The following is a 24727-nucleotide window of genomic DNA, read 5'->3' on the forward strand; positions in this document are numbered from 1 at the left end:
TTTTACAAAAAAAATTACACGGGTGGCAATTTTTTTTCTCGACTATGTTTTTCAAGCTTTGTCATCGCAATATATAAAGATTTAATTTCTTCAGCTGTTAATACTTCTTCAAAAAACGAAGACTGGAAATGAAGTTGACTAGGTGTTGCTGCATCAATCATTTGCTCCCCTTTTGATGTCAATGAGATGGTTTTCGTCTTCCAATTTTGTTTACGCTCGATTAGTCCCTCTTTTTCTAGTCGGGCAAGCATGCGAGACATGCCACCTTGTGTTACAGTTACTTTTTCTGCTAATTGAGACTGTGTAATCGGGGCATATGTTTTAATTTGGATTAACACATCAAATTGTGCTGTCGTTAAGTCGAAACGTTTTAAAAATTCATTCGATAACTGATTACTTTGCGTTGTAAAGCGCATCATCCGAATCCACGTTAAGGTGCCTAGTGTATGATTTCTCATGACTTCACCCTCCCTTCAGTTATCACTTTACCACGCAAGTGATACTTCCGCAAGAAAAATATCTCGAATTCAAGATATTTTTTTAACATAGGGAGACCCCCTATATGATGCCAGGTGTTGTAACAGGATATAAATTGCCCTTAAGAGCAAAAGAAATTCTACCCGTTTCTTCTGATACAACCATTACAAGTGCATCACTTTGCTCACTCAATCCCAGCGCTGCACGATGTCTTGTTCCTAATTTCTTTTCCCCTGTATACCGCTCTGACAATGGCAGTACATTGGCAGCTGACTCAATTTGATTTTGATGGACAAGTACCGCTCCATCGTGAAGTGGATTACCAGGGAAGAAAATAGATTCTAATAAAGAATGGGTTAAATCTGCACCAATATGAATACCAGGCTGAATTAAATTCTCTAAAGCATCCTGTCTTTGAATAACAATTAAACCACCATGCCTTCTCAAAGACATATTTTGCACACTGTGTGATAGCTCTGGATACTTTTCAGTAAACGGGGAAAGATAACAATTTAAATAGAACGTTGCAGCTTTCATTTCAATTGTCATAAACTTCTCTTTAATTTTCTCAAAATTACCGAGGAGACAATTTGCATCTGTATCCATTTCCTGTACACTCTGCTGTAAAGACATGATCACTTCGAGAAGCTCATCTTTTAAAGTTTCTTTCATTGGTGAAAAATCACAATTTGTTGGATCCACAAAAAGCACCTCTCTTTTTTCAAAATCGTGAAGCCTCTTCTTCCCTTAGTTTCTCTATTTAGGCTATTTTTATGCGTATTAGAAATGAGGTTAATGAGTAGTTTGCCCTTTCCTTACATATAGAGACAATAGTAGTCCAATGCTACTTAAAATCGTTGTGGCAATAAAAGCAGTTCGAATACCATTTAGCATCGGATCAGCTACTCCCAACTGATGTTGTAAAGTCGTCACAGTACTCATGATGGTTACAAGTAATGCCGTCACTAATGCACCCCCAACCATACGCAATGTGCTAGTCATTGCTGTTGCATGGGCCATTAAATGTGTAGGTAACGCATTCATGCCAGCAGTTGTTAGGGGCATCATAATCATTGAAATCCCAAAGGAAATCATCGTAAACACCCCTGCCAGTAGCAAAAGTTTCGTATTCATTGATATCGCTATAAGCAGACTTGTTCCAAGGAAAATACATGTGAATCCTACTAGTGCTAAGCCCTTTCCTCCAACTTTATCGAAAATCTTCCCTGTCACTGGAGACATAAAGCCCATCACGAGAGCACCAATTAATAAAACTAATCCTGTTTCAAGTGCAGAAAGTTGACGCACGTTTTGAATATAAAAGGTTAATAGTATTTGCGTACCAATCATAATGGCATAGACCAAACTTGATAGGAAGGTTGTGATAGAGAACATAGTAGATTGAAAGACACGAAATTCTAGCATGGGTTTGGGTAATCGTAGCTGTCGCCTAATAAATAAAGTCAACATCGTCCCACCTATCCCTAATGTGACAACAACCTGCATTGATTGGAAGCCAGCTGTTCCTGCAATACTAAAACCATATAACAAACCTCCCCACCCTAAAGAAGAAAACACGATGGAAAGAGCGTCTAACTTTCCCTCTTTTGTAGTCGTTACATTTTTCATAAAAATCGTCGCTACTGTCAACACCATGACCGAAACAGGTAGGACAGTAAAAAATAAATGTCGCCATGTAAGATGTTCTAATATCCAGCCAGATAAAGTTGGGCCAACTGCTGGCGCAAAACCTGTTACAAGACCAGCTAGCCCCATAATTGAACCCCGTTTTTCTTTTGGATACATCGTTAATAAAATCGTTTGCATTAACGGCATAATCACCCCTGCTCCAGCTGCTTGAATAATTCTTGCGAGAAGCAAAATTGTAAAGGTTGGGGCAAAGGCACCTAAAAAAGTACCGATACTAAATAACGTGAGGGCAACGATTAGCAGCAATCGATTTGAAAAACGACCGATTAGAAATGCTGTAATGGGGATGAGAATTCCATTCGTCAATAAATAAATTGTCGTGAGCCATTGTGCTAAGTTAGCATGAATCTTAAAATCTTCCATAATGGGCGGCATAGCTATGAGTAATAAAGTCTGGTTGAGAATAGACACAAATGCTGCAGATAGTAAAATTGCTACTATAACATTTCTTTTTTCCTTCATGTTTGAATCCCCTTTAATTTGTTAGTTAGTTATAACTAACATTTTATTTAAAAAATATATGAAAGCTTTGTGGGTAGAGCATTAAATACAGACTCCACCCACAAAAGTAGCTACTAAATGATCAACAAAACTTTCCTTTTGGTTTTTTAAAAAATGATCATCCCAAAATGCATTGGATACAAAGAATCCGAAAAGGCTCGTTAAAAAAACAGTGGCCTGCCCATTTGTATCAATATCCTTGATCTTTCTCTGTTGGATTTGGACTTGAAAATAACCTTCCAATAATTTTAGTAATTGTTTGGTTTGGCTATCCGAAATAAGCTCCATTACTCCTGGTAGTATACTTCTATCTTGTATAGTAATGAGAAATATCGCTTTATTTTTTTCCATAAAAGCTAGATAAGCGTTAGCAATTTGCTGTAAGTCATTCACTAGATTTCCTGATAAATCTCGAGCAAATAACTGTTCAAAGTATGGAATATAAGAATGTCTATCTAGCACAGCTTGTAGAATCCCCATTTTTGTTTCAAAATGACGAAAAACAGTCATTTCACTCACTCCAGCAGTTAAAGCAATATCTTTCACAGAGACATTGGAGTAGCCCCTTTCAGTCATTAAGCTTGTCGCAGCAGCAAGAATTTTATCCTTTGTGTCTTTTTTCATTTTACACGTCCCCTAAATGTTAGTTATGACTAACAAAAATATAGAGGATTAAACCCAATTTGTCAAAAAAAAGTGTTGTTAATAGAACATGTTCTATTAACAACACTTGTGAGTTACATATGCCCTGCTCGGATTTTCTTTACGATGCTGAAAGTCGTGTAGGCAGCAGCAGGTGCTAATACGACAATAAAAATAATCCACACAGTTAAATTATTTGTTGCTTTTAATGTTTCATAATTTGTCATGACAAAAATAAGTAGACCGAACAATAGTAAATAACTCAGCACATTTGGAAAAATGACGATTAATCGTAATAATGCTGGCGGCATCTTTTGTTGATTCATTTAAACCACACCCCTTTTTTCAATTATACGGGAATCTAGTGATTTATCGTACTATATTTTTCCTTTTATACTTTATATTTGCCTGCTGATAGTTGGAGGTTTTCCGCTGTTGTATTCAATTGGTCGATAAATGCGGTCATACTCTCCATATTTTCCGCTTGATGTTTAGCCTTTTGAGCAACGGCATCAACACTTTGCGAAGTCTGCTTAGCCAAGAGCGAAACATCTTCCATGGTAGCTGTTACTTCTTCTGTACTAGCAGCAATTTCCTCGGTGGAGCTTGACACTAAATCCACTTGTGTTGCTAACACCTGTACATCATTATGAATTCCTTCAAACGATTGCTGTGCTTCTAGTACGATAGCACGTCCTGTATGTAAGACATCTGCTGTTGCTTGGATGGTTGCTACAATATTGGCTGTTTCCTTTTGGACATTCATCACCACCTGGGTGATTCTATCCGCCGCACTCTTAGAATCTTCAGCTAATTTCCGAACTTCTTCAGCTACAACGGCAAAGCCTTTCCCCGCTTCACCTGCACGTGCCGCTTCAATAGATGCATTTAATGCCAGTAAATTCGTTTGATCAGAAATTCCTGTAATCACATTAGTAAATTCCCCAATCATTGTAGATAGTTTTTCAAGCTCCTGTGTTCCAATCACCGCAAAATTCGTTTTCTCATGAATAGTCACCAGTTGCTTTTGTAAGGACTGCATAATTTGTAATCCGTTATCTGCGTTTTCCTCAGTATTACGCGAAATACTAGAAATTTCTGCTATGGATTCCGAAATATATTGAATGCTGCGTGCCAATTCCTCCATTGAGTGCGCACTGTCTGCCGTATTATTCTGTTGTGCAAAGGAGGCCTGCGCTACCTGACTAGATTCTCCTTGGATAATTGCGGCTGAGTCAAGTGTTTCATGAGCATTTTCTTGAATTGTATAGGTAGCTTCTTTTATTTGATTGGCCCCTTGCTTGATTTCACACATAATTTGTTGGAAATTATCCATCATCCCATTAAATGATGTCACTAATTGGCCAATCTCATCCTTTGCATGGATTGGAATACGCTTGGTTAAATCTGCTTCTCCTTTACTAATTTCCTCTAAGGAGTTGCGCACACTTAAAATACGCGATACTTGCTTCGAAATAGACAGGCCCGTAGTGAAGAAAATCACACAGACAACGATCAATGAAGCTACAATTGTGCCTACCAAAATTTGTGAGAGGATCGCATTGGATACAATGATAGCTAAGTATGTACCGTTTGATAATGGTTTTACATATTGCGTGACACGCGTGCTATCGTAGCGCCCTGAAAATTCAGTTGACTTTTGTGCTGAAAATTGGGCTGGCTCAAAACCAATATCCGCTAAATTTTGTTTTGCTGTAGCGTCAATGGCTTGGCCTTTTTCATCTACAATTGCGGCGAATAATACGATTGAGGATAAATAGTTGTCCAGTTGATCGATATAGGATTCACTACCGATACTTGCTTCTAAATCTAGTAGCTGCTGTCCATGGCGGGCCACCTGTACAATTTGTGGAGTTGCTGGATTCCAGCTACCTACCCCGACAAATTTGAAAAATTGATCATCGACATCGCGAATTTGTGCTTTTTGGACAATTTCTTTCGCTCTTCCATCTAAGAGTTGCATATATTCAGCAGCTTGTCCGTTTGGATCAGCACCAAAGTTAAAATCAACAGTTGGAGCTACTGATGTCACCGTTGTATTCCCTTTATCATCTGTACTCCAAATCTCATCAATGCCACCTCGCTCAGCAATGGCCTTTAAATCCTCATATGTAGCACCTTTGTCAATGATGTAAGAAGCCATTACAGATTCAGCAATCATTTCTTTTTCCATAATTTCTTCTGCTTTTTCTCTAGATTGAATCGCTCCTTCCAACCCCATGACAATGGAGTTGGCGATTGCTTCTCCATTGCTTTTTTCACTTTTATATGTAGCTTGATAAACATAAATAGAAAATGCCGCTATAATGAACACCACAATGCCCATAATCTCCAGAAGCATTTTCCATTTCATTGACTTTCTCATGATGAGATCCCCCTAAAAATTACGATTATTTCCACTTCATCATACAATATTACTTCCATATATTTCATTAACAATTTATTAAATATAAAATAATAAGTTTTGAAGAAGTTCAAATTGTCATTAATTTGTAAAATTTTCGAAATAGATAAGCATGGAGGATAAAACTAACTATTTTGTACTAGTAGAGGCATACAAAAAAGCATATTTCTCATGACTAAACAGTAATATTTAAACAAATTCATCTATACATCTTTAGGACTATAAACTAAAAACATCTATTAGAAGAATCTCCTCTAATAGATGTTTTTCACTTAATAATTATATCAAAATAATTTATTGTGTTGCCATGTATAAACGGCTTGATCAGCTGTTAGGAATGTATTCGGAAAAATCCCCTGTGCTTCAGCTAAAAATTGTGGTAAGTCATATGGAAGAAAACGCGCGCTTAAATGATTTAATAATAAATAGTGTGCACCAGCTTGCTGTGCGACTTTTGCAGCCTCCACGTTTGTTGCATGACCGTAGCTTGCTGCTAAATCTGTTGTTGTACCATCAAAAGTTGCTTCATGAACAATGATGTCAGCGCCCATTGATAATTGGATTGCTTCTTCACAATATTTTGTATCGCCTAAGACTGACAATGTAAAGCCCTTTTTGGCTGGTGCAACCACGTCTTTCGCAAGTATCACATCACCATTTTCAAGTACAATATCGTGGCCATTTTTTAATTGACCTAGTAAAGGTCCCTTTGGAACGCCAAGTGCCTGTGCTTTGTCGATTAATAATTCGCCTGGTAAATCCTTTTGTTCGATACGATACCCATAGCAAGGTACAACATGGCGCAATTCTTTAGCATGAATTGTAAAATGAGCATCCTCAAAAATAATGCCTTCTTGTACCTCTACAAAGCGTAAAGGATATGTTAAATGGGTTTTTGATAGCGCTAATGTTTGTTCAATCCACTGCTGTAAGCCAGATGGCCCGAAGATTGTTAGGGGCTCATCCCCACCTTGAAAGGAACGCGAGCTTAAAAAGCCTGGAAGGCCAAAAATATGATCTCCATGTAAATGTGTAATAAAAATTTTCGTTACTTTCCGTGGCTTTAACGACGTATGAAGGATTTGATGCTGTGTCGCCTCCCCACAGTCAAATAGCCACATTTCACTTACTTCGTCTAATAGCTTTACCATCAGAGCACTTGTATTTCGTTCTTTTGAAGGCATGCCTGCGCCTGTCCCTAGAAAATGTAGCTGCAACATATGTCACCTCACTTCTTATTAATATCGTTTTATTGTACCTTATCCGTTCCCATAAGAAAAACCTTTGGTGTACAGTTTCTCCAAAGGTTTCTTGATTATTTTGGTTGCCATGAAACAAGCGCCGCATGGAAATCATGACGATAATAATAACGTCCATCCTTTTCTTCGATAAAAGGTAGCAGTGATTCTTCTACATGGGCTCGCTGAAAATTCGTCGTTAATATTTTTTTACTCTGCGTTGTCACAAGCTGCTCATAGCTTTCATATTCATAGACACGTTCTAGAGGGATAATCTGACAATCCGCGTAAATATCCATTTCATAGAGTAGATTCAAAAACTCGATATAATCTCTGCGCGGAAATTTAATATCATACCCATACTTTTCATATAACTTTTCATAATGTGGCTGAATGGGGCCTGTCGTCATCCCAATGATAGCACGCTTTCTCGCCAGCCGATTCATGTGATATAAAGCCGCTTTTATTTCATACATTCGGTAAAAACAATTCACGCCCAAGACGATATCATGTGGTTCAATCTCATCATCCTCTAAACTTTCCCACTTTGCATGAATATAGGAAACGTGCTCCTCCTGCGGTATACACTGTTGTAAGTAATGTAAAATGCTTTCCGAGCTATCTACACACGTGAGCTTCCTTACTTTATCAGCTAATGGAAATGTATAATTGCCCCACCCAGGACCAATTTCTAATACAGAATGCTGAGGTTCAATCTTTTTTTGAAGCTCCTGAAAAATCAATGCAGCATAAGGATCTGTTTGGCCCACTTTTTTACGTGCCACGGATTGGGCCCAAAATTGCTCCTCTAGCTGATCATTCACCATTCGTTCAGGCATATTGCCATGCCAGTCCTTCATGCCTTCCTGCCATAATGCCTCATAGTTAATGGCTAACGGTCCTTTTCTCGTCATATAGATACCTCTAACGATAATATTCCATATATTTTTTTCATATCAAGATTTGCTCGAACGTGGTCGGCTAACATATTATAGGCATCTTCTCTTCGTTCTGCGTCACTTTTCACATCACCTGGTAAAGCTGCTAGCCCTTTTTTCACTCGTATTTCATTGACGAGCTGACGGGTAAAGGGACGATTATGGAACAAGCCGTGGAAATACGTGCCAATCACTTGCTCATCTTGACTAACCGCTCCATCTTCTCTTCCATCCTCTAACAGTAAAAACGGTGATACCGCATCACGTAAAATTTTCGTACGTCCTAGATGGATTTCATAGCCTGTCAATGTGTCCTGCCCTCTTACGCCTGTCATTTGCACCGTTTTTTTATTGCCTACAAAAATGGTTTCCATCGGTAATAGCCCAAGACCATCTGCAGATTCACCATTCCCCTCCACCGCTTCTGGATCAAGTAATGTTTCACCAAGCATTTGGAAACCGCCACAAATGCCAATAATTTTAGTACCGCACTCACGTAAATGTGTGATGGCTTGATCGAAGCCCTGTGCTTTTAGCCAAGCTAAATCATCCATTGTACTTTTCGTTCCTGGCAGAATGAGTAAATCTGGTGTACCTAATTCATTGACATGACCAATTAAACGTACACCCACCTCAGGCTCATCGAAAAATGGATCAATATCGGTGAAGTTTGAAATACGAGGTAAACGAATCATGGCTACATCTACAGCAAATTCGCCTGGCTTTGGTTTTTTAAAACGTAGTGACGATAATGCAAGAGAATCCTCTGCTTCAATATTGACATCGACATAAGGAATCACACCAAGTACCGGAATACCCGTTTCGCGCTCCACCCATGCCAAACCATCATCCAGTAATTCACGCATGCCTCTAAACTTATTGATAATTAATCCCTTCACACGTGCTCGTTCTCCCTCATCTAACAATGCCAGTGTACCAACAATCGAGGCAAAGACACCGCCACGATCAATATCAGCAACGAGGACTACCGCTGCATCTGCTAAATGAGCCATTCGCATATTAGCAATATCGCGATCCTTTAAGTTAATTTCTGCTGGGCTACCAGCGCCCTCTAGGACAATAACATCATATGTATGTTGAAGCGTGCGTATTGATTTTTCTACGATTGGCATCGCTTCTTGCACAAAATTATTGCGGTAGCTTTTGGCATCCATATTTAAAAAATGCTTACCATGAACGATAACCTCTGACATCATATCTTGCTTCGGTTTCAGCAAAATAGGATTCATATCCGTCGTTGCAACAACACGAGCTGCCTCTGCCTGTACCCCTTGTGCACGGCCGATTTCACCGCCATCCTTTGTAACAAATGAATTAAGAGCCATATTTTGTGATTTAAATGGGACTACCTTCAGTCCATCATCTGAAAATATACGACATAGTGCAGTACAAATCATACTTTTTCCAACATCGGAAGCTGTTCCTTGAATCATGATTGATTTTGCTGGCATAGTCACTCTCCTCCGTAATTATTCTATGGCAGAACGCATGTATTCGTTTTCGCTTTGTGTGTATTTCCTCCAGCAATTGCAAAGGGCTTTAAAATTCAAGCCCTTTCACCGCTGGAATCCCTTCATCATAATAATGCTTTGTCGCCTCAATGGTTGACACTAAATCAGCCATTGCTAGTAATGCCGGATTCGCACTTCGCCCTGTGACAACCAAATGCATTGTTGAAGGGCGATGTAGGATTGCCTCAATGACTTCTGCTAGGGGAAGAACATCATCGATTGGAAACTTGGTGATCGCTAGGGCATTGTTCAGTTCATCTAAGACCAATAAATCAATGCTGTCATCCTGTAGAGCTGCCTTCGTTTTTTTCCAAGCCTTCGCTAATGCAGCTCGATGCTCCTCAGGTGTTTTTGTCCATGTAAACCCTATGCCCATTTGTTCCATTTCTACGCCTAGCTTTCGAAGGGCAATTTGCTCTCCATAAGTACGTTCTGGGGATTTGATAAACTGCATATAACGCACATTTAAGCCTCGACCAACCGCACGCAATGTAACACCAAGTGATGCAGTCGTTTTGCCCTTACCTTCACCTGTATATACTAAAAACAAGCCTTTTCTTGCCATGCTGATAGCCTCCTTACAGCCATGTTGTCTTTTCTGCAAACGGTGTTCGTTTCTTGTCGGTTTGTTCTTGCTCCTGTGGGTAGCCAATAAATATTGTACCAACTACTTTTTGAGCGTCGCTTGCACCAATAAACGTATGCATACGAGGATCATGTACGAGGCCAACACCACGTGTACGCCAAACAAAGCCAAGACCTAGCTCCTCTGCTGTCAACCACATAGACATAATGGCACTACATACAGCAAAGACATTATCTTCTGTCGCATCTGTGTCTCCCTCTACTATGTCAGCTGTCACCACAATGGCTACAGGGGTTGTTTGTACAACCTTTAATGAACTTTCCACTAAATTTGGCTTCGTGGGAAAGCGTTCATGTAAATAAGCACTTGCCATTTCTTCATAACGCTTCATGGCTTCATCTTGAATGACATAAAAATGCCAGGGCTCACGCATCCGGTCATTCGGTGCATAGGTTGCTGCCTGTAAAATTTGCTCAATTTTTTCTTTCTCTACTGGTTGTGTCGTGTAATTACGAATTGCTCGACGTTTTTTTAATGCTTCCGTGACAGTCATAGTACTTCCTCCTTGTGCGCTTATAAGAAATGATTATGAAAAGGTAAGTCCTTGCTCTTCAAACCATTGAATTTTTTCACGTACATTGACAACCTCGCCAACCACAATCATAGAAGGATTATGGTACCCTTCACGCTCAATGATGCTAGCTATCTCATTTAACGGCCCTGTAATCGTGCGTTGCTGAGCAGTTGTTCCCCACTCAATGACTGCTACTGGCGTTGTTGCCTTCCGTCCATTTTCGATTAATTTGCGAGCAATGTAGGCAATATTACCAACGCTCATATAAAAGGCAACGGTATCTATACCCGTAGCTAATGCGGGCCAATTCAAAAAATCTTGTCCTTTTTCTTCACGACCATGTCCAGTTACAAGGGCAAAGCTTGTCGCAAAGTCTCTATGTGTAACTGGAATTCCTGCGTATGCAGGAGCTGCTATTCCCGCTGTAATCCCCGGAACGATTTCATAGGCAATGCCATGATTTTTTAATATTTCAGCTTCCTCCGCGCCTCGTCCAAAAACAAAGGGATCGCCACCTTTGAGGCGTGTAACAATTTTACCTTCTTGTGCTTTTTCCACGAGTAATGCATTTATTTCCTCTTGAATGAGATGATGCTTCCCAGGTAATTTGCCACAATAAACTAGCTCCGCATCCTTTTTTGCAAAATCAAGCAATTTAGGATTTACAAGACGGTCATAAGCAATTACATCAGACTTTTGAATACATTCCAGTCCATACACAGTAATGAGCTTCGGATCGCCAGGACCTGCTCCCACGATATATACGATTCCATCCTTCATTGCGTTGCTCCCATCAATAGTTGTTGTAAATAGGCTTCTCGTCGATCGATCTCACCATGACGTGTCCATTCAAGGATGTTTGGCTCTAGCAATGCTTGTAATGCCGCACGTCTTTGTGGACCTTTATCATACTGAGCAGCAATCATTAATCGAGCTTGCTGTAAAAAGCATACATAGTCATCATAAGCATCATCGAATTGCTCTTCTAAATCTGCTTTAATCTTGCGGGCTAGGCTTGGGCTTGCTCCCGATGTCGAAACAGTTACCACCAATGGACCACGGCGAACAGTAGCAGGCGTAATAAAATCACTTTCACTTTGTTTATCTGTGCGGTTGATTAATTGCCAATGCTGTGCTGCTTCTTGAACGGCTTCGTTCACAGCTGTCACATTCGTTGCAGCGATAATGAGAATGGCATCATCTAAATCACGAGGTTCAAATTCCTTTTGCTTCCAAGTAATTTGCCCTGACTCTGCAAGTGACTGTAATGTGTCATGTAAGGTTGGACTGACAATCACGATGTTTGCCTTTGCTGGTAACAGGGATGCTACCTTCTGCGTTGCCACGTGACCCCCGCCTACAATCACTACTGTTTTATATTCTAGATTGATATGAATAGGAAAATAATTAGTCATTACTTTTCACCTTCTTACAAGCTGTTAACCAATTGTCAACTAGCTTTGGGTTTGATACAAAATGGAAATGAGTATAGCCAGCCACTAAATTTCCTTCTTGATAGCCTTCTTTCTTTTTGCCAAAACGACCAATCGTTTCATAGGCTGCTGTATTGTGAGAACCACTATATTTGGAATAATGGAACTCATGGCCCTTCGCTTGTTCCTCAGCACCAATTAAGAAATTATCGGCTGTGCCAAAAATTTCACGATAACCAAGTGCTGCTAGTTTTGTTTGCATCGCCACTTCTCCAGGAATTACCCCTACCATGTCATAACGGTCGCCATGGCTATTTGTAATGGCCTCTGTTAAATACATAAAGCCCCCACACTCAGCTAATGTTGGAAGACCTTTCGCAATGACTTGACGAATAGAGTCTTTAACGACTGTATTGGTAGCAAGTGACTCTGCAAATTCCTCAGGAAAGCCACCACCAATATACAAGCCATCTGCTTCAGCTGGTACAGGCTCATTCGCAAGCGGTGAGAAAAACTGTAGTGTCGCACCTTTCGCACGTAACAAAGCCAAGTTTTCTTCATAATAAAAATTAAAAGCTGCATCTCTTGCAACTGCTATACAAATATTTCGTGAAGGCTCCTCCCTAAATAAATGGCCTGATTCTTGCAAGATAGGAGCCTTTGTTAAATGTATTAATTGATCCAAATCAATCGTTTCCGCCATCAGGTTCCCTAGTTTATCAAAAAATGAATCTAGCTCTCCTCTTTCAATAGCAGGTACTAACCCTAAATGACGACTCGGGATATCGATCCCTTCCTCACGCTTTAGGTAGCCAATAACAGGTATGCCGCATTCTTGTTCAATAGCTGCCTTCGCAATTTCGTAATGACCGACACTACCAACCTGGTTCGCAATAACACCAACGATATTCGGCTTATCTGATAGTAATTGGAAGCCTTTCACAACTGCTGCTACGCTACGTGCCATGCTAGCACAATTGACAATTAAAATAACAGGACTCTCTGTCACTACACTAATATCAGCAGCAGACCCAGCGTCAGATAAAGGGCTTTTACCGTCATAAAAGCCCATCACACCTTCAATAATGGACACATCTGCATCTATACTTGCACGTGCCACAATATCACGGACTGCTTCGTGTGAGAACATCCAGCTATCAATATTACGTGATATTCTGCCCGTTACAGCTGTATGATAGGTTGGGTCGATATAATCAGGACCGCATTTAAAGCCCTGCACCACGTTCCCTTTGTTTTGAAGTGCCTTCATCAGTCCAATGGTAAAAGTAGTTTTGCCTACACCACTGCCCGTACCAGCTAGTACAAAGCGATTTGTTTGCATGGACTTCCTCCTTAAAATAGATATCTAGCAACTGAAATCGTAGCATTACCCGATTTTTTCTTCCCTAATAGAAGTGATGAAACCTGTGCATAGCGCATAGCTGCTGGTTCACTCACGCCGTATGCACCTGTATATTTAAAGACTGTTTCAGAGGGTGATGGAAATTCGATTTCATTTAATTCATCCGGTGTATACGTAACGAACTCCCAATCATATTTCTTCGTAATCTCTAAGAAACATTGCTCATCTTTCTTCAAATCAATCGTGCATAAGGCTTTCACACTTTTTTTCGAAAGCTTTAACTCTACCAAGGTTTCATCGATTACTTGTTCAATTTCCTCTAAAGATGTACCACGGTTACAGCCCATTCCTAGCACAATGGATTTTGGGCGATAAATAACACCGTTTTCTAGAAGAACCTCTTCTTCAGGTTCAATGATTCGATCTGTTATTAATAATGTGGCATGGGGAGTAGCTTGGATGGCTGCCTGTGTGGATGGATAGATTTTAATTTGCTCTGGCATCGGTGTATCACGCATCCACCAATCACGTTCGCCTGTTTCCTGTACAATGGCTACATGTTCCTCATTTACAACAGATGCACTAACTGGTGTCAATTTATCCGCACTATCCCATACCCAGCCAAAGCGGGCTCCAAATAAATCAACTGGAATCGTCTTTTGTACATCAGAAGCCGTTGTAATAATCGGATTTGCACCAAGTGCAGCTGCCACCTCGTGTGTTAGCTCATTGGCCCCACCTAAATGCCCTGATAATACGCTAATAACATTTTCCCCTCGATCATCAATCACCACAACGCCAGGGTCTGTCTTTTTATCCTTTAAAATCGGTGCAATCATTCGTACAACTGCCCCTAGTGAAATAATTAAAATTAACCCTTTATATTGCTTAAAAAGTGTTGGCAATAGCAGACGCACTGTTCCTGTAAATAGTTGAATATGCTTTTCTCCTTCATCGCCTTGTTCAAATTTACTCATATAATATAAATCACTTGCTGCAAAGGTTTGCTGCAGACGACGTCCTATTTGGACACCATGCTTCGTAATAGCTACAACGGCATAAGGATTACGTTGATCAACCTCTGGTAACACACCCTCTTGTAACTCAATCACTCGTCTTCACACCTTTTCTAAAGCCATGTGTAAAGCTTGCATCATATAACTTCGAACGATATTGATCCTTATCATGAATGTTCGGATCTAATGCCCAGCCCGCTAAAATCATCGCATGCTTACGAATACCATTCACACGCATCGCTTCATCTAATTCGATTAAAGTTGTTCGTACGATTTTTTGATCGGGCCATGAAGCACGTTGAATAACTGCTACAGGCGTGTCATCAGCCCAACCAGCATTTTGTAGCTCTTTGACAATTTTCTTCGTCAGCGTTGCACTAAGGAATAAGGCAATTGTACAATGATGGCTCGCTAAATCACGTAGCTTTTCAAATTCTGGTACAGGTGTGCGCCCCTCTGCACGTGTTAGAATAAGGGTTTGGGTTAGATCAGGAATTGTTAGCTCAGCTCCGATTGCAGCGGCCGATGCAAATACAGAGCTAACTCCTGGAATGACTTCATACCCAATGCCTTCCTTTTTTAATAGTGCAACTTGCTCCATAATGGCACCATACATCGCTGGGTCTCCTGTATGCATACGTGCCACTGTTTTCCCAGCATTGACTCGGTCCACCATCACAGCAACCATTTCCTCCAAATGCATACCAGCTGTACGAATGACCTCAGCATCTGGTCTAGCTTTCGCAATAAGGTCCTCACTCACTAAAGAATCTGTATACATGACAACGTCCGCTGTTTGTAACATATGTAAACCTTTGACTGTAATTAAATCTGGATCACCAGGACCAGCGCCGACAATATAGATTTTTTTCATTATTTACGCACCACCATTAATGTTAAATATTCTAAATCGACACCATCCAACTCACGCACATCCCAAATGATTTCTTCATCAGATGTTACCTTTGTCACCACGGATGCTTTATCTAATAAATCTAAATCGCGTAGCACTTCAAGCATTAAATCAATCACTTTCGCCACTTTAATAAAAACAACAGCATCATGGGTTTCAATCGCTTCACGCATAGCTTCGTAATTGTCATACGCTGGAATAATCGCAACACGATCATCACCATCCGCTAACGCAATGCCTAAGCGCGATGCAGAGCCGTTAAATGAAGAAATCCCTGGTACCGTGCGAATTTCAACATCTGGATGCTTGTCCTGCATTAGCTTCATCATATGAATAAACGTACTATACAATAATGGATCGCCCTCTGTAACAAAGGCTACATCTTTGCCTGCTTGTAATTTTTCGTAGACAAGTTCTACTGACTTTGTCCATTCACGTTCTAAAACAGCCTCATCTTTCGTCATTGGGAATACAAGACCAAGCATATCTTTTTCTTCTGGATTAATATACACATCTACAATACGATGGGCATAGCTTTTACTGCCTTTTAACTTTTTTGGGTAAGCAATAACAGGTGATTCCTGAATCACTCGAAATGCCTTTACTGTAATTAATTCTGGATCGCCAGGACCAACGCCCAAGCCATATAAAATTCCTAGATTACTCATGATTTTCTTCCTTTCGATAAGCGGAAATAATGTATATTGGATTTAATGGCACAAAGCGTGTCATATCTAAAATTGGTTTACTGCGTGCCAGCTGAGCCTGTAAAATGTCAACAGCAAAACCACAAGCTTTAAATGCCTCAACAGCTTTATATAAATTTTCAATAGTCGCCGCATTTAAGACAATGCGCCCATTTTGCTTTAAACGCTGACAGCATAATTGCAGTAACTCAACCATTTCACCACCAGTGCCCCCTATGAAAATGGCATCAGGGTCTGGAAAGTTGTCTAAACCCTCTGGTGCTTTACTATGGATAGCAGTTATATCGACTCGAAACTTTTGTTGGTTTTGAAGACAGTTTTCTAAATCAGGAGCATTTTTTTCTACGGCAAAAACTTGTCCCTCAGGAGCAAGCTTACCTGCCTCAATAGCCATGGATCCCGTACATGTGCCAATATCCCAAATAATGCTATCCCGTTGAAGCTGCATGGCTTGCAAACTTAGAACTCGAATTTCTTTCTTCGTAATAAGTCCTTTATCTGGCTTTCGTTGTGAAAATTCCTCATCATCAATCCCAAGTGTGTAGCGTTTCGGTGCTATTGTTTGTTTTAAAACCACGACATTTAAAGGAGAAAAATGAGTAACTTCCATTTCATCGAGCGAGTACCAGCCACTTTTTTCGTTGTCGCCCTGTAAATTTTCGGCTACAAAGGCACGATATTCCGTCATACCAAAATGCTTTAAATATCGAGCAAGAGCATTCGGACTATTCTCTGCATCTGTTAAAAGTGCTACTTTCTTTTTGCCATCAATTCGCTGTGCCAAGCCCTTCATTGGTCGTCCATGAATACTCGTTACGTAAGCATCCTGCCAGCTCTCTCCCATTTTCGCAAAGGCCAGCTGGACAGAGCTCATATAGGGATAAACCTCTATTTGTAGCTTTTTTGCTAAATAGCCTCCGATGCCATAAAATAATGGATCTCCAGATGCAAGAATCACGGTATTTCTTGTTTCTTCAGACAATCTTTCAACAAGTGTTGAAAGACCTCCTTTTATCAAGATTTTTTCACCCCTAAAGTCTGAGAAAAAATCAAGTACTCGCTCACCACCAACAAGTACCTCACAGTCTTCAATCCACTGAAGGTATTGCGGTAATAAGCTTGCTAATCCGTTATCCCCGATCCCAATCAACTTCATCGATCGATGCAATGTCATCAGCCCTTCCTAATAATTGTCCCTGCATCGAATAGATCGATGTGGAAAGCGTTAAACCGCCCTTAATATGATGGATAGAGGAATAGCAGCAAGCCTCACATAAACGATGGAAGAACGCATCATAGCCCTTCTCCATCATCATCTCACCTACTTGTGAAGCTGTATTTGCCTCTAGAACTTGTGCTATCGTTTCTCTATCTGCCCCTATATCCTCTGCCAGTTGTGCTAAAAAATTAAAATCGATTGGTGCACTTTTGGAATGCACCATCATGACTCCTTGTGCGACTTTAGAAAATTTCCCCATCATCCCAACGAGTGAAACTTGTTTGATGCCTAGACGCTTACAATGCTTTAATGTAAAACCTACAAAGTCACCCATTTCAATAAACGCTTCTTCTGCTAGATGTGGGTATTGTTTCATCGCAAACTTCTCACTTCGTCCACCTGTTGTCACCACTAAATGCTCACAGCCAGCCTCTTTCGCTACACTAATAGCTTGGACAATACTGGCCATATAAGCAGAACTCGAAAAAGGCACGACGGTTCCCCTTGTGCCTAAGATTGAGATGCCCCCAAGTATACCGAGTCGTCCATTTAACGTTTTTTTAGCAATCTCCTCTCCCTTAGGTACAGAAATCACCACATTCACGCCTCGAGTAATGTGAAATTCGTCCAACACACCTTGGACCGTGCTATAAATCATTTTACGGGGTACAGGATTAATGGCTGCCTCTCCGACAGGCACTGGCAGGCCAGGCTTTGTGACACGCCCGACGCCAATACCTCCATCTAAATGAATCCCAGGTGTATCTGCCCAGCTCACTGTGCCAACGATGAGTGCCTGATGGGTCGCATCAGGATCATCACCAGCATCTTTAATCGTTTCACAGCTGACAGCATTTTCTTCAAATATGCATTTTTCAATTGTAAAGGTTGCATCTCGACCAATAGGTAAATGAATCGTACTTGTCTCTTGCTCCTCCTTAGTAATAAGAGCAAGCAGTGCAGCCTTTGATACAGCAGTTGCACAGGCTCCCGTCGTATAACCGTGACGCATGTCCTTGGGGTCCTTTTTTGGCTTCCGCTCCATTATTTTTTCGCCTGTTCGTCCGCTAAAAGTGAGATGGCATTTAAAGCAGCAACCGTCACTGTACTACCGCCTTTACGACCAACATTTGTAATGTACGGAATCCCTTCTAGTTTAAGCAGCTCTTCTTTTGACTCAGCTGCTGACACAAAACCAACAGGCATACCGATAATTAAATCTGGTTTTGCTAGCCCTTCTTTAATTAATCGAATCAATTCCAGCAATGCAGTTGGTGCATTACCAATGGCATAAATACCACCTTCATGTAATTTGGATGCCTTTTGCATCGAAATAATGGCACGTGTTGTATTTTGTTTTTTCGCTTCTATTGATACATCTTCATCCGCAATATAGCAATGCAAATCACCGCCATGTTTTTGGAAACGCTTTTTACCAGAGCCACTTTCAATCATTTGCACATCTGCAATGACATGACGTCCTGCAAGAATAGACTTGATACCCGCTTCAATAGCACCTGGTGTAATGATGACACTACGACCTAGCTCGAAATCAGCTGATGCATGGATAATGCGACGTACAACTTTCCATTCATCTTCTGAGAAGTCATGCTCGCCCATTTCCTCTGCAATAATAGAGAAACTGTAATCGTAAATTTTATCTGGGTCTACCGTTAATGGTTTAAAATCTGTTTTAAAATCCATGGAAAATGCCTCCTAAATTGTATGTTCAACAGCCTGTAATACTTCTTCAAATGTTGAATATTGTTGGCCGTACTGTATATTTGGTCGTGCAATAAGAATCGTTTCAATCTGGCATGCGAGAGCTGCCTCTAGCTTCTCATCAACTGAGCCCACTTTACCGCTTTCTTTGGTAATCATCAACGTCACTCCGTATTGACGAAATAGAGCTTCATTTAATTCCTTTGAAAACGGACCTTGAATAGCCACAATATCTCGCTGCGCCACGCCAAGTGCCTCACATTTTTCCATATTATCCAGTCGTGGAAGCATACGAGCGATTACTCTTGTATTTTCTAAGCCCTGTAAAACCCTTGTAAATGTAGCGAGTGTTTTACTACCTGTCGTTAGCATAATGACACCGCGTTTTTCTGCAGCTAGCTGAGCTGCCTCCTCATAATCCTTTACAACAGTAATCAAAGGATGGGCATAATGCTCATGAGCTCTTTCATAGCGAATATAAGGAATCTTTGCCTGCTCTGCCGCTGCCATCGCATTTTTAGAGGCTTCCTCCGCAAATGGATGAGAGGCATCTACCACCAATTGATAGCCCTGCTCTGTCATGATGGTCGCCATTTCCTCAGCTGTCAGTCTACCGATTAAATGTGGCAGGCCAACGTCAGCAAGACTAGAGGCTGCCGATTCAGTGACGACCGTAGCGGTTACCGCATAACCTGCGCTTTGTAATGCAAGGGCTAGATCCCTTGCATCACTTGTCCCTGCTAACATGAAAATCATTTTACCGGCTCCTCTTCATGATGATGGTCATGGTCATGATGGTGATGGTCATGCCCATGATCGTGATGGTCATGATGGTGATGGTCATGGTCATGGTCATGATCGTGATGGTCGTGATGATGATGCGCATGTCCATGATCGTGATCATGATGGTGATGATGATGTGCATGTCCATGTACTGCCGCATAGGCGCGATAATCTTCTAGATCTTGCATACCTGTTGATGTACCGTTGATTGCCTGTTCAATACGCTCTAATAAAACATTTTGTAACCGTTCATGGTAGCCAAAATAGTTAGCAATTTGAATATCACAATCTGGATAAAGTTCATTAAACTTCTCACACATGCCATGCATGCGTTCCATCAAAATGCCTGTGAATAAAAAGTATGGTAACATGATGATTTTTTTTGCACCTAGTTTGACACAACGTTCAATTCCTTCTTCAACTCGTGGATCTGTGACACCCATAAAAGCACTTTCTACGTATTTTACAGGTAGTTTTTCCCATAAAAGTCGCGTGATTTTATAAAAATCACCATTAGCAGATGGATCACTGCCACCTCGTGCAATCAATAAAATCGCTGTGTCTTCCTGCTCTTGTTCTGAATTAAAGCCAATTTCAGCTAGGCGATCTTGTAAAATGGCAAAGATTTCATCATGGATACCAATTGTTTGACCATATGTGAAGGTAATCGCTGGATAATGCTCACGCGCATGCTCGATTTCCGCTGGAATATGCAGCTTTGAATGGCCTGCATGCAGTAAAATGATTGGAATTACATGTACCTCTGTAGCTCCCTTTTTCACACAGTTTGTAATACCTTCTTCGATGTTAGGTGAAGCAAATTCAAGGAAACAAGTTTCCACTAAAAATTGTTCATCAATACGAGGTGTCATTTGTTCGATAAATGTACGAACCTCATCATTTCCTGCTGCTAAACGGCTCCCATGGCCGACAAATAAAATAGCTTTCATCTCTCTACTCCTTACTAGTCGCCGCACGGAGCTGGCTCTACTTTTATTTTGGAAGACATATCTTGATACGTAAAATGCAGTATTTTTTTCACACGTTTAAAATATTTAAATAAGCGTTCATTTGGATGAGCATTTGCTTTATATTCTTCAATAATATCTGTAATGAGTGGAATCAGCTGCTCAGGCTCCAGCCCTTCTACAACAGGCTGTGCTGCGTGTGCTGTACGACCGACTGGTTTTGCTCCAATAAAGACATCGAATTTACTTTTGCGGTAGACGATGCCAATATCATCAAATACAGCCCGATAACAGGCCATCCCACAGCCATTAAAGCCAATATTTAATGTCTTCGGTAAGGACATACCGCCTAGTTTTTCTTGTATTTCCTCTGCATATGGTATTGAATCAGCCTTTTCACCGTAGCAAAAATCACAAGCCTTCAGTGATAACACATCACCAATCGGGGCTAATAAAAACCCTACTTTCTGTAATTTCTCTGTGATCTGTTCAGGGGCAGTCGTTGGTATTTTCAAATGAATTTGATGATCTGGTGTGTATTCCATCGTCCCCTCATCCCCAACGACCTCCGCTAACGTCATCATTTGCTGGGGAGTAAAAAACTTATTGGCTACACCAGGACTTACTGCTAATTCAAAAATAGATTCTATTTTTTGCTGTACAAGCTTCGGTGTTATTTTGACTGCGCTTGTCCCTTTTACCATTGCAAGTGCCGCTGTAGCCATTTCAAGAGCTGTTTTTTTCGGCTTTGGCGTAGCGGCTATACTGGGTTTATTAAAGCGCCCTGCATTAGGGTCAGCCGTAAAGTCATTTCGCGCTGTTCCTGTCTCTTGGTTCATTGCCCAAGGTTCATTTTCTTCGCGTAAACGTTGATGTGGACGTAATGGCTGTTTCTCTTCACCCAGGGTATATTTACGTTGGTAACCGCGGGGCGTAATCATCTTATTGTCATAGAAAAATGTTGACGAATTCCCGATAATGACAGTTGTCAGCATACCAATATCATGTTCTAGCATTTCTGCTAGTGTTGTCATGGTCACTTCTTGACGTTCTCGATAGGCACTTTTCACAAGCCCAACTGGTGTGTCTGGCGAACGATATTCTAAGAGTATTCGTTGAGCCTCGACAATTTGTCTTGTTCGACGTCCACTTTTAGGATTGTATAAAGCAATGACAAAGTCCGCCATTGCAGCTGCCTCGACACGCTTTGCAATTAAATTCCAAGGTGTTAGATGGTCACTCAAACTGATTGTACAAGCATCATGCATAATAGGTGCACCAAGTATGCTAGCGCATGAATTAATCGCAGAAATCCCAGGAACAATTTCTACTTCAATTCCTGTAGCTTCTGTCCAGCCTAGCTCAATTAACACCTCATAGACTAATCCTGCCATGCCATAGACGCCTGCATCACCACTCGAAATTACTGAGACGATGCTCCCTGCTTCGGCTTGACGAACGGCTTCCTGTGCACGCGACACTTCTTCTGTCATGCCTGTACTAACAATCGATTTTGCACTTACTAAATCTTGAATCAGCTCTACATAGGTTTTATAGCCTATAATCATATCACTTTGTTGTAAAGCCTCTACTGCACGTGTCGTAATATGCTTAAAATCTCCAGGTCCAAAGCCTACTACGAAAATTTTTCCTTTTTGCGCCATGTTGTTACCCCTCTTTCACCTTTTCGATCCCTTTAATGGCAGTTGTTTGAGCAGTACGCTGTAATGTACCTTCACGAAGTGTAAAGACATGTTCGTTGTATAAGGATTCATGATGTAAATCTTGTACTAGTGTTCTAGCATGCTCTGTTGATGGCACACGATACCAGTTTCCTTGAGGATAAGCGATTACCACACAAGCATCCTTGCAGCGTCCATTACAGCGCGTTCTTGTCGTATGTATTTCCTGATCGAGTGCTTGCCGCTGTATCTCATCTCGAATGGCTAAGGTAATTTCCTCCCCATCCTTTTTCATGCAGCTACTGCCATTGCAAATAAAGAGATGTGTTTTCATCCCCTCTAAATTCCAAGTTGTCATGTTCTGTCTCCCCTCATTTGCTTTTTGGAAAAAGAAAAACCTTTACTCTATAACGAAGAGTAAAGGTTTTGTAGAAGCCAAATAAAAACGAATAGAATGAAATACAGGTACCCGCTTTCGCTTCAACTTCTCCCTCCGAAAAGTTTGCATGCACAATCAAATAAGCAGGTTTCCTGACTTAAGCTTCATTTTACTGTCGCACCTTCCCAAGTTTGTACCAGTGGCTTTGCGATTTCATCAGCTATTACAGTAGCGGGGGCTGTATTGGATTTTCACCAATTTCCCTATTATCTCGAGCTATTCGAGCACTTATTGACGTTTTATATGAAATTTTTAGTAGAATTTTAAATAGAAAACTGTCTTTATCATATCTTATTATTTTAAAATTTCAATATTTCTTTAAAAATTTATGACAAATTTATCAATTTTGAATGGAACTAGGTATGAAATTTATACAATCTATATAATTTGCGCACAAACTTTTATCAGAATATTCACCGTTGACCTTTAATTTAAAAAATTTCATAAAAGGTATAGCATATTTATGGAAATTCATGTTACACTTTGTCGTGAAATCTCACAATTTGAATGTTTTTCGGTGCAAAGTGCTTGTCATTTTGCTTAAAAGGGAAGCCGGTTTGAGTCCGGCGCGGTCCCGCCACTGTAATAGGGAGCTTTATAGAATATGTCACTGTCCAACGGATGGGAAGACCTATAAAGCATTGAACTAGAGCCAGGAGACCTGCCGAAAAATAAGTGATCGTTTCAACCTACGAGGATAGGTGTGCGGCTTAGCAGATGAGACTGTTATTTGCTTTTTTAGCTATGCACTTTTCCACCTAAGGAGAAGTGCTTTTTTTAATTACGCACGCAATATTCTAAAAATCTATTAATTAGTTAGGAGGAAAGCTTTTTGACATTATCATGGTGGAAACTTAGTTATTTTTTACTGGCCTTTTTAATCGTGCCAAAACGTGCCTTTGCCATGCATATCATGGAAGGTTTTTTACCAATCGAATGGGCTATTTTTTGGTGGGTGATCTCTATCCCATTTATCATTCTAGGATTGCGTTCTATTCGAAAAACCATTGATGAAAATCCTGAAACCAAAATGCTTTTGGGGCTTTCAGGAGCCTTTGCCTTTGTGCTATCCGCCCTAAAAATCCCTTCAGTTACAGGTAGTTGCTCTCACCCAACTGGTGTAGGACTTGGGACAGTACTCTTTGGCCCTCTAGCAATGAGTGTAATTGGAACAATCGTTTTATTATTTCAATCTTTATTATTAGCTCATGGAGGAATTACAACTTTAGGGGCTAATGCCTTTTCTATGGCTATTGTTGGTCCTTTTATTGCTTACTTTGTCTTTAAAGGGGCTCAAAAAGTAGGGTTGTCATTTTCACTAGCCATATTCTTTGCAGCTATGCTTGGTGATTTAGGTACATACATTGTGACTTCTGTACAACTAGCACTAGCCTTTCCTTCAGAGGTTGGAGGCTTTATGGCATCCTTTACAAAGTTTGCAGGTATTTTTGCCTTAACTCAAATTCCTTTAGCAGTGAGTGAAGGAATTTTAACGGTCATTGTGATGAATTTCTTGAAAAAATACAATGTTAGCGAATTAAAAACGTTACGTGTTTTCTCAACAAAGGAGGCACATTAACAAATGAAAAAAAATTTATTGTTATTAGCAATTGTTGTGTTGTTAGCCATCATTCCCTTATTCATACAAAAAGGTGCTGAATTTGGTGGTGCTGATGGAGAAGCAGAAGCAGCTATTGGTGAAATTAATGCGGAATATGAACCATGGTTTGAAAGTCTATGGGAGCCACCAAGTGGTGAAATCGAAAGCTTATTATTCGTGCTACAGGCAGCTATAGGAGCTGGCTTTATTGGCTACTTCATCGGCTATATGCGTGGCAAACACAAAGAAGGTTAACCAT

Annotated in this window: 26 protein-coding genes and 2 riboswitches; of the genes, 2 read left to right on the forward strand and 24 right to left on the reverse strand. The window is 40.5% G+C overall.

Annotation, left to right across the window (positions count from 1 at the left end):
- Nucleotides 1-14 precede the first annotated feature (14 nt).
- The 24 genes from EW028_RS15545 to EW028_RS15660 all read right to left on the reverse strand — a co-directional run bounded on the left by EW028_RS15545 (nt 15) and on the right by EW028_RS15660 (nt 22787).
- Nucleotides 15-458, reverse strand: coding sequence for a MarR family winged helix-turn-helix transcriptional regulator (locus EW028_RS15545; RefSeq protein ID WP_004231341.1), 444 nt, complete (start codon nt 456-458; stop codon nt 15-17).
- Between the two features lie 100 nt (nt 459-558).
- Nucleotides 559-1179 (reverse strand): sporulation-specific diadenylate cyclase CdaS, encoded by a 621-nt coding sequence (cdaS, locus tag EW028_RS15550; RefSeq protein WP_054549207.1) that lies wholly within the window; start codon nt 1177-1179, stop codon nt 559-561.
- Between the two features lie 90 nt (nt 1180-1269).
- A complete protein-coding gene (locus EW028_RS15555) occupies nt 1270-2649 on the reverse strand; it encodes a DHA2 family efflux MFS transporter permease subunit (protein WP_131521527.1) in 1380 nt (459 codons plus the stop codon).
- Nucleotides 2650-2730: 81 nt separating this feature from the next.
- Nucleotides 2731-3312 (reverse strand): TetR/AcrR family transcriptional regulator, encoded by a 582-nt coding sequence (locus tag EW028_RS15560; protein WP_131521528.1) that lies wholly within the window; start codon nt 3310-3312, stop codon nt 2731-2733.
- A 113-nt stretch (nt 3313-3425) separates the two neighbouring features.
- Entirely contained in the window at nt 3426-3656 is a 231-nt protein-coding gene (locus EW028_RS15565; RefSeq protein WP_131521529.1) for an acyl-phosphate glycerol 3-phosphate acyltransferase, read from the reverse strand.
- Between the two features lie 65 nt (nt 3657-3721).
- Complete coding sequence (locus EW028_RS15570) at nt 3722-5716, reverse strand: methyl-accepting chemotaxis protein (RefSeq protein WP_131521530.1); 1995 nt, start codon at nt 5714-5716, stop codon at nt 3722-3724.
- Nucleotides 5717-6039: 323 nt separating this feature from the next.
- Complete coding sequence (gene rnz, locus EW028_RS15575) at nt 6040-6972, reverse strand: ribonuclease Z (protein WP_131521585.1); 933 nt, start codon at nt 6970-6972, stop codon at nt 6040-6042.
- Between the two features lie 98 nt (nt 6973-7070).
- Nucleotides 7071-7907, reverse strand: coding sequence for a class I SAM-dependent methyltransferase (locus EW028_RS15580; RefSeq protein ID WP_131521531.1), 837 nt, complete (start codon nt 7905-7907; stop codon nt 7071-7073).
- Nucleotides 7904-9403 carry a cobyric acid synthase gene (locus EW028_RS15585; RefSeq protein ID WP_131521532.1) on the reverse strand — a complete coding sequence of 500 codons (1500 nt, stop codon included), beginning with the start codon at nt 9401-9403 and terminating at the stop codon, nt 7904-7906. The genes EW028_RS15580 and EW028_RS15585 overlap by 4 nt, the downstream gene beginning before the upstream one ends.
- A gap of 88 nt (nt 9404-9491) precedes the next feature.
- Nucleotides 9492-10028 carry a cob(I)yrinic acid a,c-diamide adenosyltransferase gene (locus EW028_RS15590; RefSeq protein WP_131521533.1) on the reverse strand — a complete coding sequence of 179 codons (537 nt, stop codon included), beginning with the start codon at nt 10026-10028 and terminating at the stop codon, nt 9492-9494.
- Between the two features lie 13 nt (nt 10029-10041).
- Nucleotides 10042-10602 carry a nitroreductase family protein gene (locus EW028_RS15595; protein WP_131521534.1) on the reverse strand — a complete coding sequence of 187 codons (561 nt, stop codon included), beginning with the start codon at nt 10600-10602 and terminating at the stop codon, nt 10042-10044.
- A gap of 33 nt (nt 10603-10635) precedes the next feature.
- Nucleotides 10636-11403, reverse strand: coding sequence for a uroporphyrinogen-III C-methyltransferase (cobA, locus tag EW028_RS15600; protein WP_131521535.1), 768 nt, complete (start codon nt 11401-11403; stop codon nt 10636-10638).
- A complete protein-coding gene (locus EW028_RS15605; RefSeq protein WP_131521536.1) occupies nt 11400-12038 on the reverse strand; it encodes a precorrin-2 dehydrogenase/sirohydrochlorin ferrochelatase family protein in 639 nt (212 codons plus the stop codon). The genes cobA and EW028_RS15605 overlap by 4 nt, the downstream gene beginning before the upstream one ends.
- Entirely contained in the window at nt 12031-13398 is a 1368-nt protein-coding gene (locus EW028_RS15610; RefSeq protein WP_131521537.1) for a cobyrinic acid a,c-diamide synthase CobB, read from the reverse strand. The genes EW028_RS15605 and EW028_RS15610 overlap by 8 nt, the downstream gene beginning before the upstream one ends.
- A gap of 11 nt (nt 13399-13409) precedes the next feature.
- Nucleotides 13410-14531 (reverse strand): cobalt-precorrin 5A hydrolase, encoded by a 1122-nt coding sequence (locus EW028_RS15615; protein ID WP_131521538.1) that lies wholly within the window; start codon nt 14529-14531, stop codon nt 13410-13412.
- The gene (gene cobM, locus EW028_RS15620) at nt 14524-15309 is read right to left on the reverse strand and encodes a precorrin-4 C(11)-methyltransferase (protein WP_131521539.1); all 786 of its coding nucleotides are present in this window, start codon (nt 15307-15309) and stop codon (nt 14524-14526) included. Before cobM ends, EW028_RS15615 begins: the two co-directional genes overlap by 8 nt.
- A complete protein-coding gene (gene cobI, locus EW028_RS15625; protein ID WP_004231310.1) occupies nt 15309-16016 on the reverse strand; it encodes a precorrin-2 C(20)-methyltransferase in 708 nt (235 codons plus the stop codon). Before cobI ends, cobM begins: the two co-directional genes overlap by 1 nt.
- Complete coding sequence (gene cbiE, locus EW028_RS15630) at nt 16009-17211, reverse strand: precorrin-6y C5,15-methyltransferase (decarboxylating) subunit CbiE (RefSeq protein WP_227744962.1); 1203 nt, start codon at nt 17209-17211, stop codon at nt 16009-16011. The genes cobI and cbiE overlap by 8 nt, the downstream gene beginning before the upstream one ends.
- Complete coding sequence (locus EW028_RS15635; RefSeq protein WP_004231305.1) at nt 17186-18319, reverse strand: cobalt-precorrin-5B (C(1))-methyltransferase; 1134 nt, start codon at nt 18317-18319, stop codon at nt 17186-17188. Before EW028_RS15635 ends, cbiE begins: the two co-directional genes overlap by 26 nt.
- Nucleotides 18319-18978 carry a precorrin-8X methylmutase gene (locus EW028_RS15640; RefSeq protein ID WP_004231303.1) on the reverse strand — a complete coding sequence of 220 codons (660 nt, stop codon included), beginning with the start codon at nt 18976-18978 and terminating at the stop codon, nt 18319-18321. The genes EW028_RS15635 and EW028_RS15640 overlap by 1 nt, the downstream gene beginning before the upstream one ends.
- 12 nt (nt 18979-18990) lie before the next feature.
- Nucleotides 18991-19752 carry a precorrin-6A reductase gene (gene cobK, locus EW028_RS15645; RefSeq protein WP_048392346.1) on the reverse strand — a complete coding sequence of 254 codons (762 nt, stop codon included), beginning with the start codon at nt 19750-19752 and terminating at the stop codon, nt 18991-18993.
- Nucleotides 19749-20729 (reverse strand): sirohydrochlorin chelatase, encoded by a 981-nt coding sequence (locus tag EW028_RS15650; RefSeq protein ID WP_131521541.1) that lies wholly within the window; start codon nt 20727-20729, stop codon nt 19749-19751. The genes cobK and EW028_RS15650 overlap by 4 nt, the downstream gene beginning before the upstream one ends.
- 14 nt (nt 20730-20743) lie before the next feature.
- On the reverse strand, nt 20744-22411 hold the full coding sequence (cobJ, locus tag EW028_RS15655; RefSeq protein ID WP_131521542.1) for a precorrin-3B C(17)-methyltransferase: 1668 nt from the start codon (nt 22409-22411) through the stop codon (nt 20744-20746).
- A 4-nt stretch (nt 22412-22415) separates the two neighbouring features.
- Entirely contained in the window at nt 22416-22787 is a 372-nt protein-coding gene (locus EW028_RS15660; RefSeq protein ID WP_004231296.1) for a (2Fe-2S) ferredoxin domain-containing protein, read from the reverse strand.
- 146 nt (nt 22788-22933) lie between these two features.
- Nucleotides 22934-23115, reverse strand: a riboswitch (cobalamin riboswitch).
- A 251-nt stretch (nt 23116-23366) separates the two neighbouring features.
- Nucleotides 23367-23551, forward strand: a riboswitch (cobalamin riboswitch).
- Between the two features lie 149 nt (nt 23552-23700).
- Here EW028_RS15660 and EW028_RS15665 point away from each other — a divergent pair.
- Together EW028_RS15665 and EW028_RS15670 are read left to right on the forward strand one after the other, a co-directional pair.
- On the forward strand, nt 23701-24447 hold the full coding sequence (locus EW028_RS15665) for an energy-coupling factor ABC transporter permease (protein WP_115673360.1): 747 nt from the start codon (nt 23701-23703) through the stop codon (nt 24445-24447).
- Between the two features lie 3 nt (nt 24448-24450).
- Nucleotides 24451-24723 carry an energy-coupling factor ABC transporter substrate-binding protein gene (locus EW028_RS15670; RefSeq protein ID WP_009370241.1) on the forward strand — a complete coding sequence of 91 codons (273 nt, stop codon included), beginning with the start codon at nt 24451-24453 and terminating at the stop codon, nt 24721-24723.
- Nucleotides 24724-24727 lie beyond the last annotated feature (4 nt).

The organism is Lysinibacillus sp. OL1 (genome assembly GCF_004332175.1).
GTDB lineage: Bacteria > Bacillota > Bacilli > Bacillales_A > Planococcaceae > Lysinibacillus > Lysinibacillus capsici.

Bases quoted from the DNA above. Each gene is read 5' to 3' on its own strand.
- EW028_RS15545 (WP_004231341.1), bottom strand. From the start codon at position 458: ATGAGAAATCATACACTAGGCACCTTAACGTGGATTCGGATGATGCGC.
- EW028_RS15555 (WP_131521527.1), bottom strand. From the start codon at position 2,649: ATGAAGGAAAAAAGAAATGTTATAGTAGCAATTTTACTATCTGCAGCA.
- EW028_RS15560 (WP_131521528.1), bottom strand. From the start codon at position 3,312: ATGAAAAAAGACACAAAGGATAAAATTCTTGCTGCTGCGACAAGCTTA.
- EW028_RS15565 (WP_131521529.1), bottom strand. From the start codon at position 3,656: ATGAATCAACAAAAGATGCCGCCAGCATTATTACGATTAATCGTCATT.
- EW028_RS15570 (WP_131521530.1), bottom strand. From the start codon at position 5,716: ATGAGAAAGTCAATGAAATGGAAAATGCTTCTGGAGATTATGGGCATT.
- EW028_RS15580 (WP_131521531.1), bottom strand. From the start codon at position 7,907: ATGACGAGAAAAGGACCGTTAGCCATTAACTATGAGGCATTATGGCAG.
- EW028_RS15585 (WP_131521532.1), bottom strand. From the start codon at position 9,403: ATGCCAGCAAAATCAATCATGATTCAAGGAACAGCTTCCGATGTTGGA.
- EW028_RS15590 (WP_131521533.1), bottom strand. From the start codon at position 10,028: ATGGCAAGAAAAGGCTTGTTTTTAGTATATACAGGTGAAGGTAAGGGC.
- EW028_RS15595 (WP_131521534.1), bottom strand. From the start codon at position 10,602: ATGACTGTCACGGAAGCATTAAAAAAACGTCGAGCAATTCGTAATTAC.
- cobA (WP_131521535.1), bottom strand. From the start codon at position 11,403: ATGAAGGATGGAATCGTATATATCGTGGGAGCAGGTCCTGGCGATCCG.
- EW028_RS15605 (WP_131521536.1), bottom strand. From the start codon at position 12,038: ATGACTAATTATTTTCCTATTCATATCAATCTAGAATATAAAACAGTA.
- EW028_RS15610 (WP_131521537.1), bottom strand. From the start codon at position 13,398: ATGCAAACAAATCGCTTTGTACTAGCTGGTACGGGCAGTGGTGTAGGC.
- cobM (WP_131521539.1), bottom strand. From the start codon at position 15,309: ATGAAAAAAATCTATATTGTCGGCGCTGGTCCTGGTGATCCAGATTTA.
- cobI (WP_004231310.1), bottom strand. From the start codon at position 16,016: ATGAGTAATCTAGGAATTTTATATGGCTTGGGCGTTGGTCCTGGCGAT.
- cbiE (WP_227744962.1), bottom strand. From the start codon at position 17,211: ATGAAGTTGATTGGGATCGGGGATAACGGATTAGCAAGCTTATTACCG.
- EW028_RS15635 (WP_004231305.1), bottom strand. From the start codon at position 18,319: ATGGAGCGGAAGCCAAAAAAGGACCCCAAGGACATGCGTCACGGTTAT.
- EW028_RS15640 (WP_004231303.1), bottom strand. From the start codon at position 18,978: ATGGATTTTAAAACAGATTTTAAACCATTAACGGTAGACCCAGATAAA.
- cobK (WP_048392346.1), bottom strand. From the start codon at position 19,752: ATGATTTTCATGTTAGCAGGGACAAGTGATGCAAGGGATCTAGCCCTT.
- EW028_RS15650 (WP_131521541.1), bottom strand. From the start codon at position 20,729: ATGAAAGCTATTTTATTTGTCGGCCATGGGAGCCGTTTAGCAGCAGGA.
- cobJ (WP_131521542.1), bottom strand. From the start codon at position 22,411: ATGGCGCAAAAAGGAAAAATTTTCGTAGTAGGCTTTGGACCTGGAGAT.
- EW028_RS15660 (WP_004231296.1), bottom strand. From the start codon at position 22,787: ATGACAACTTGGAATTTAGAGGGGATGAAAACACATCTCTTTATTTGC.
- EW028_RS15670 (WP_009370241.1), top strand. From the start codon at position 24,451: ATGAAAAAAAATTTATTGTTATTAGCAATTGTTGTGTTGTTAGCCATC.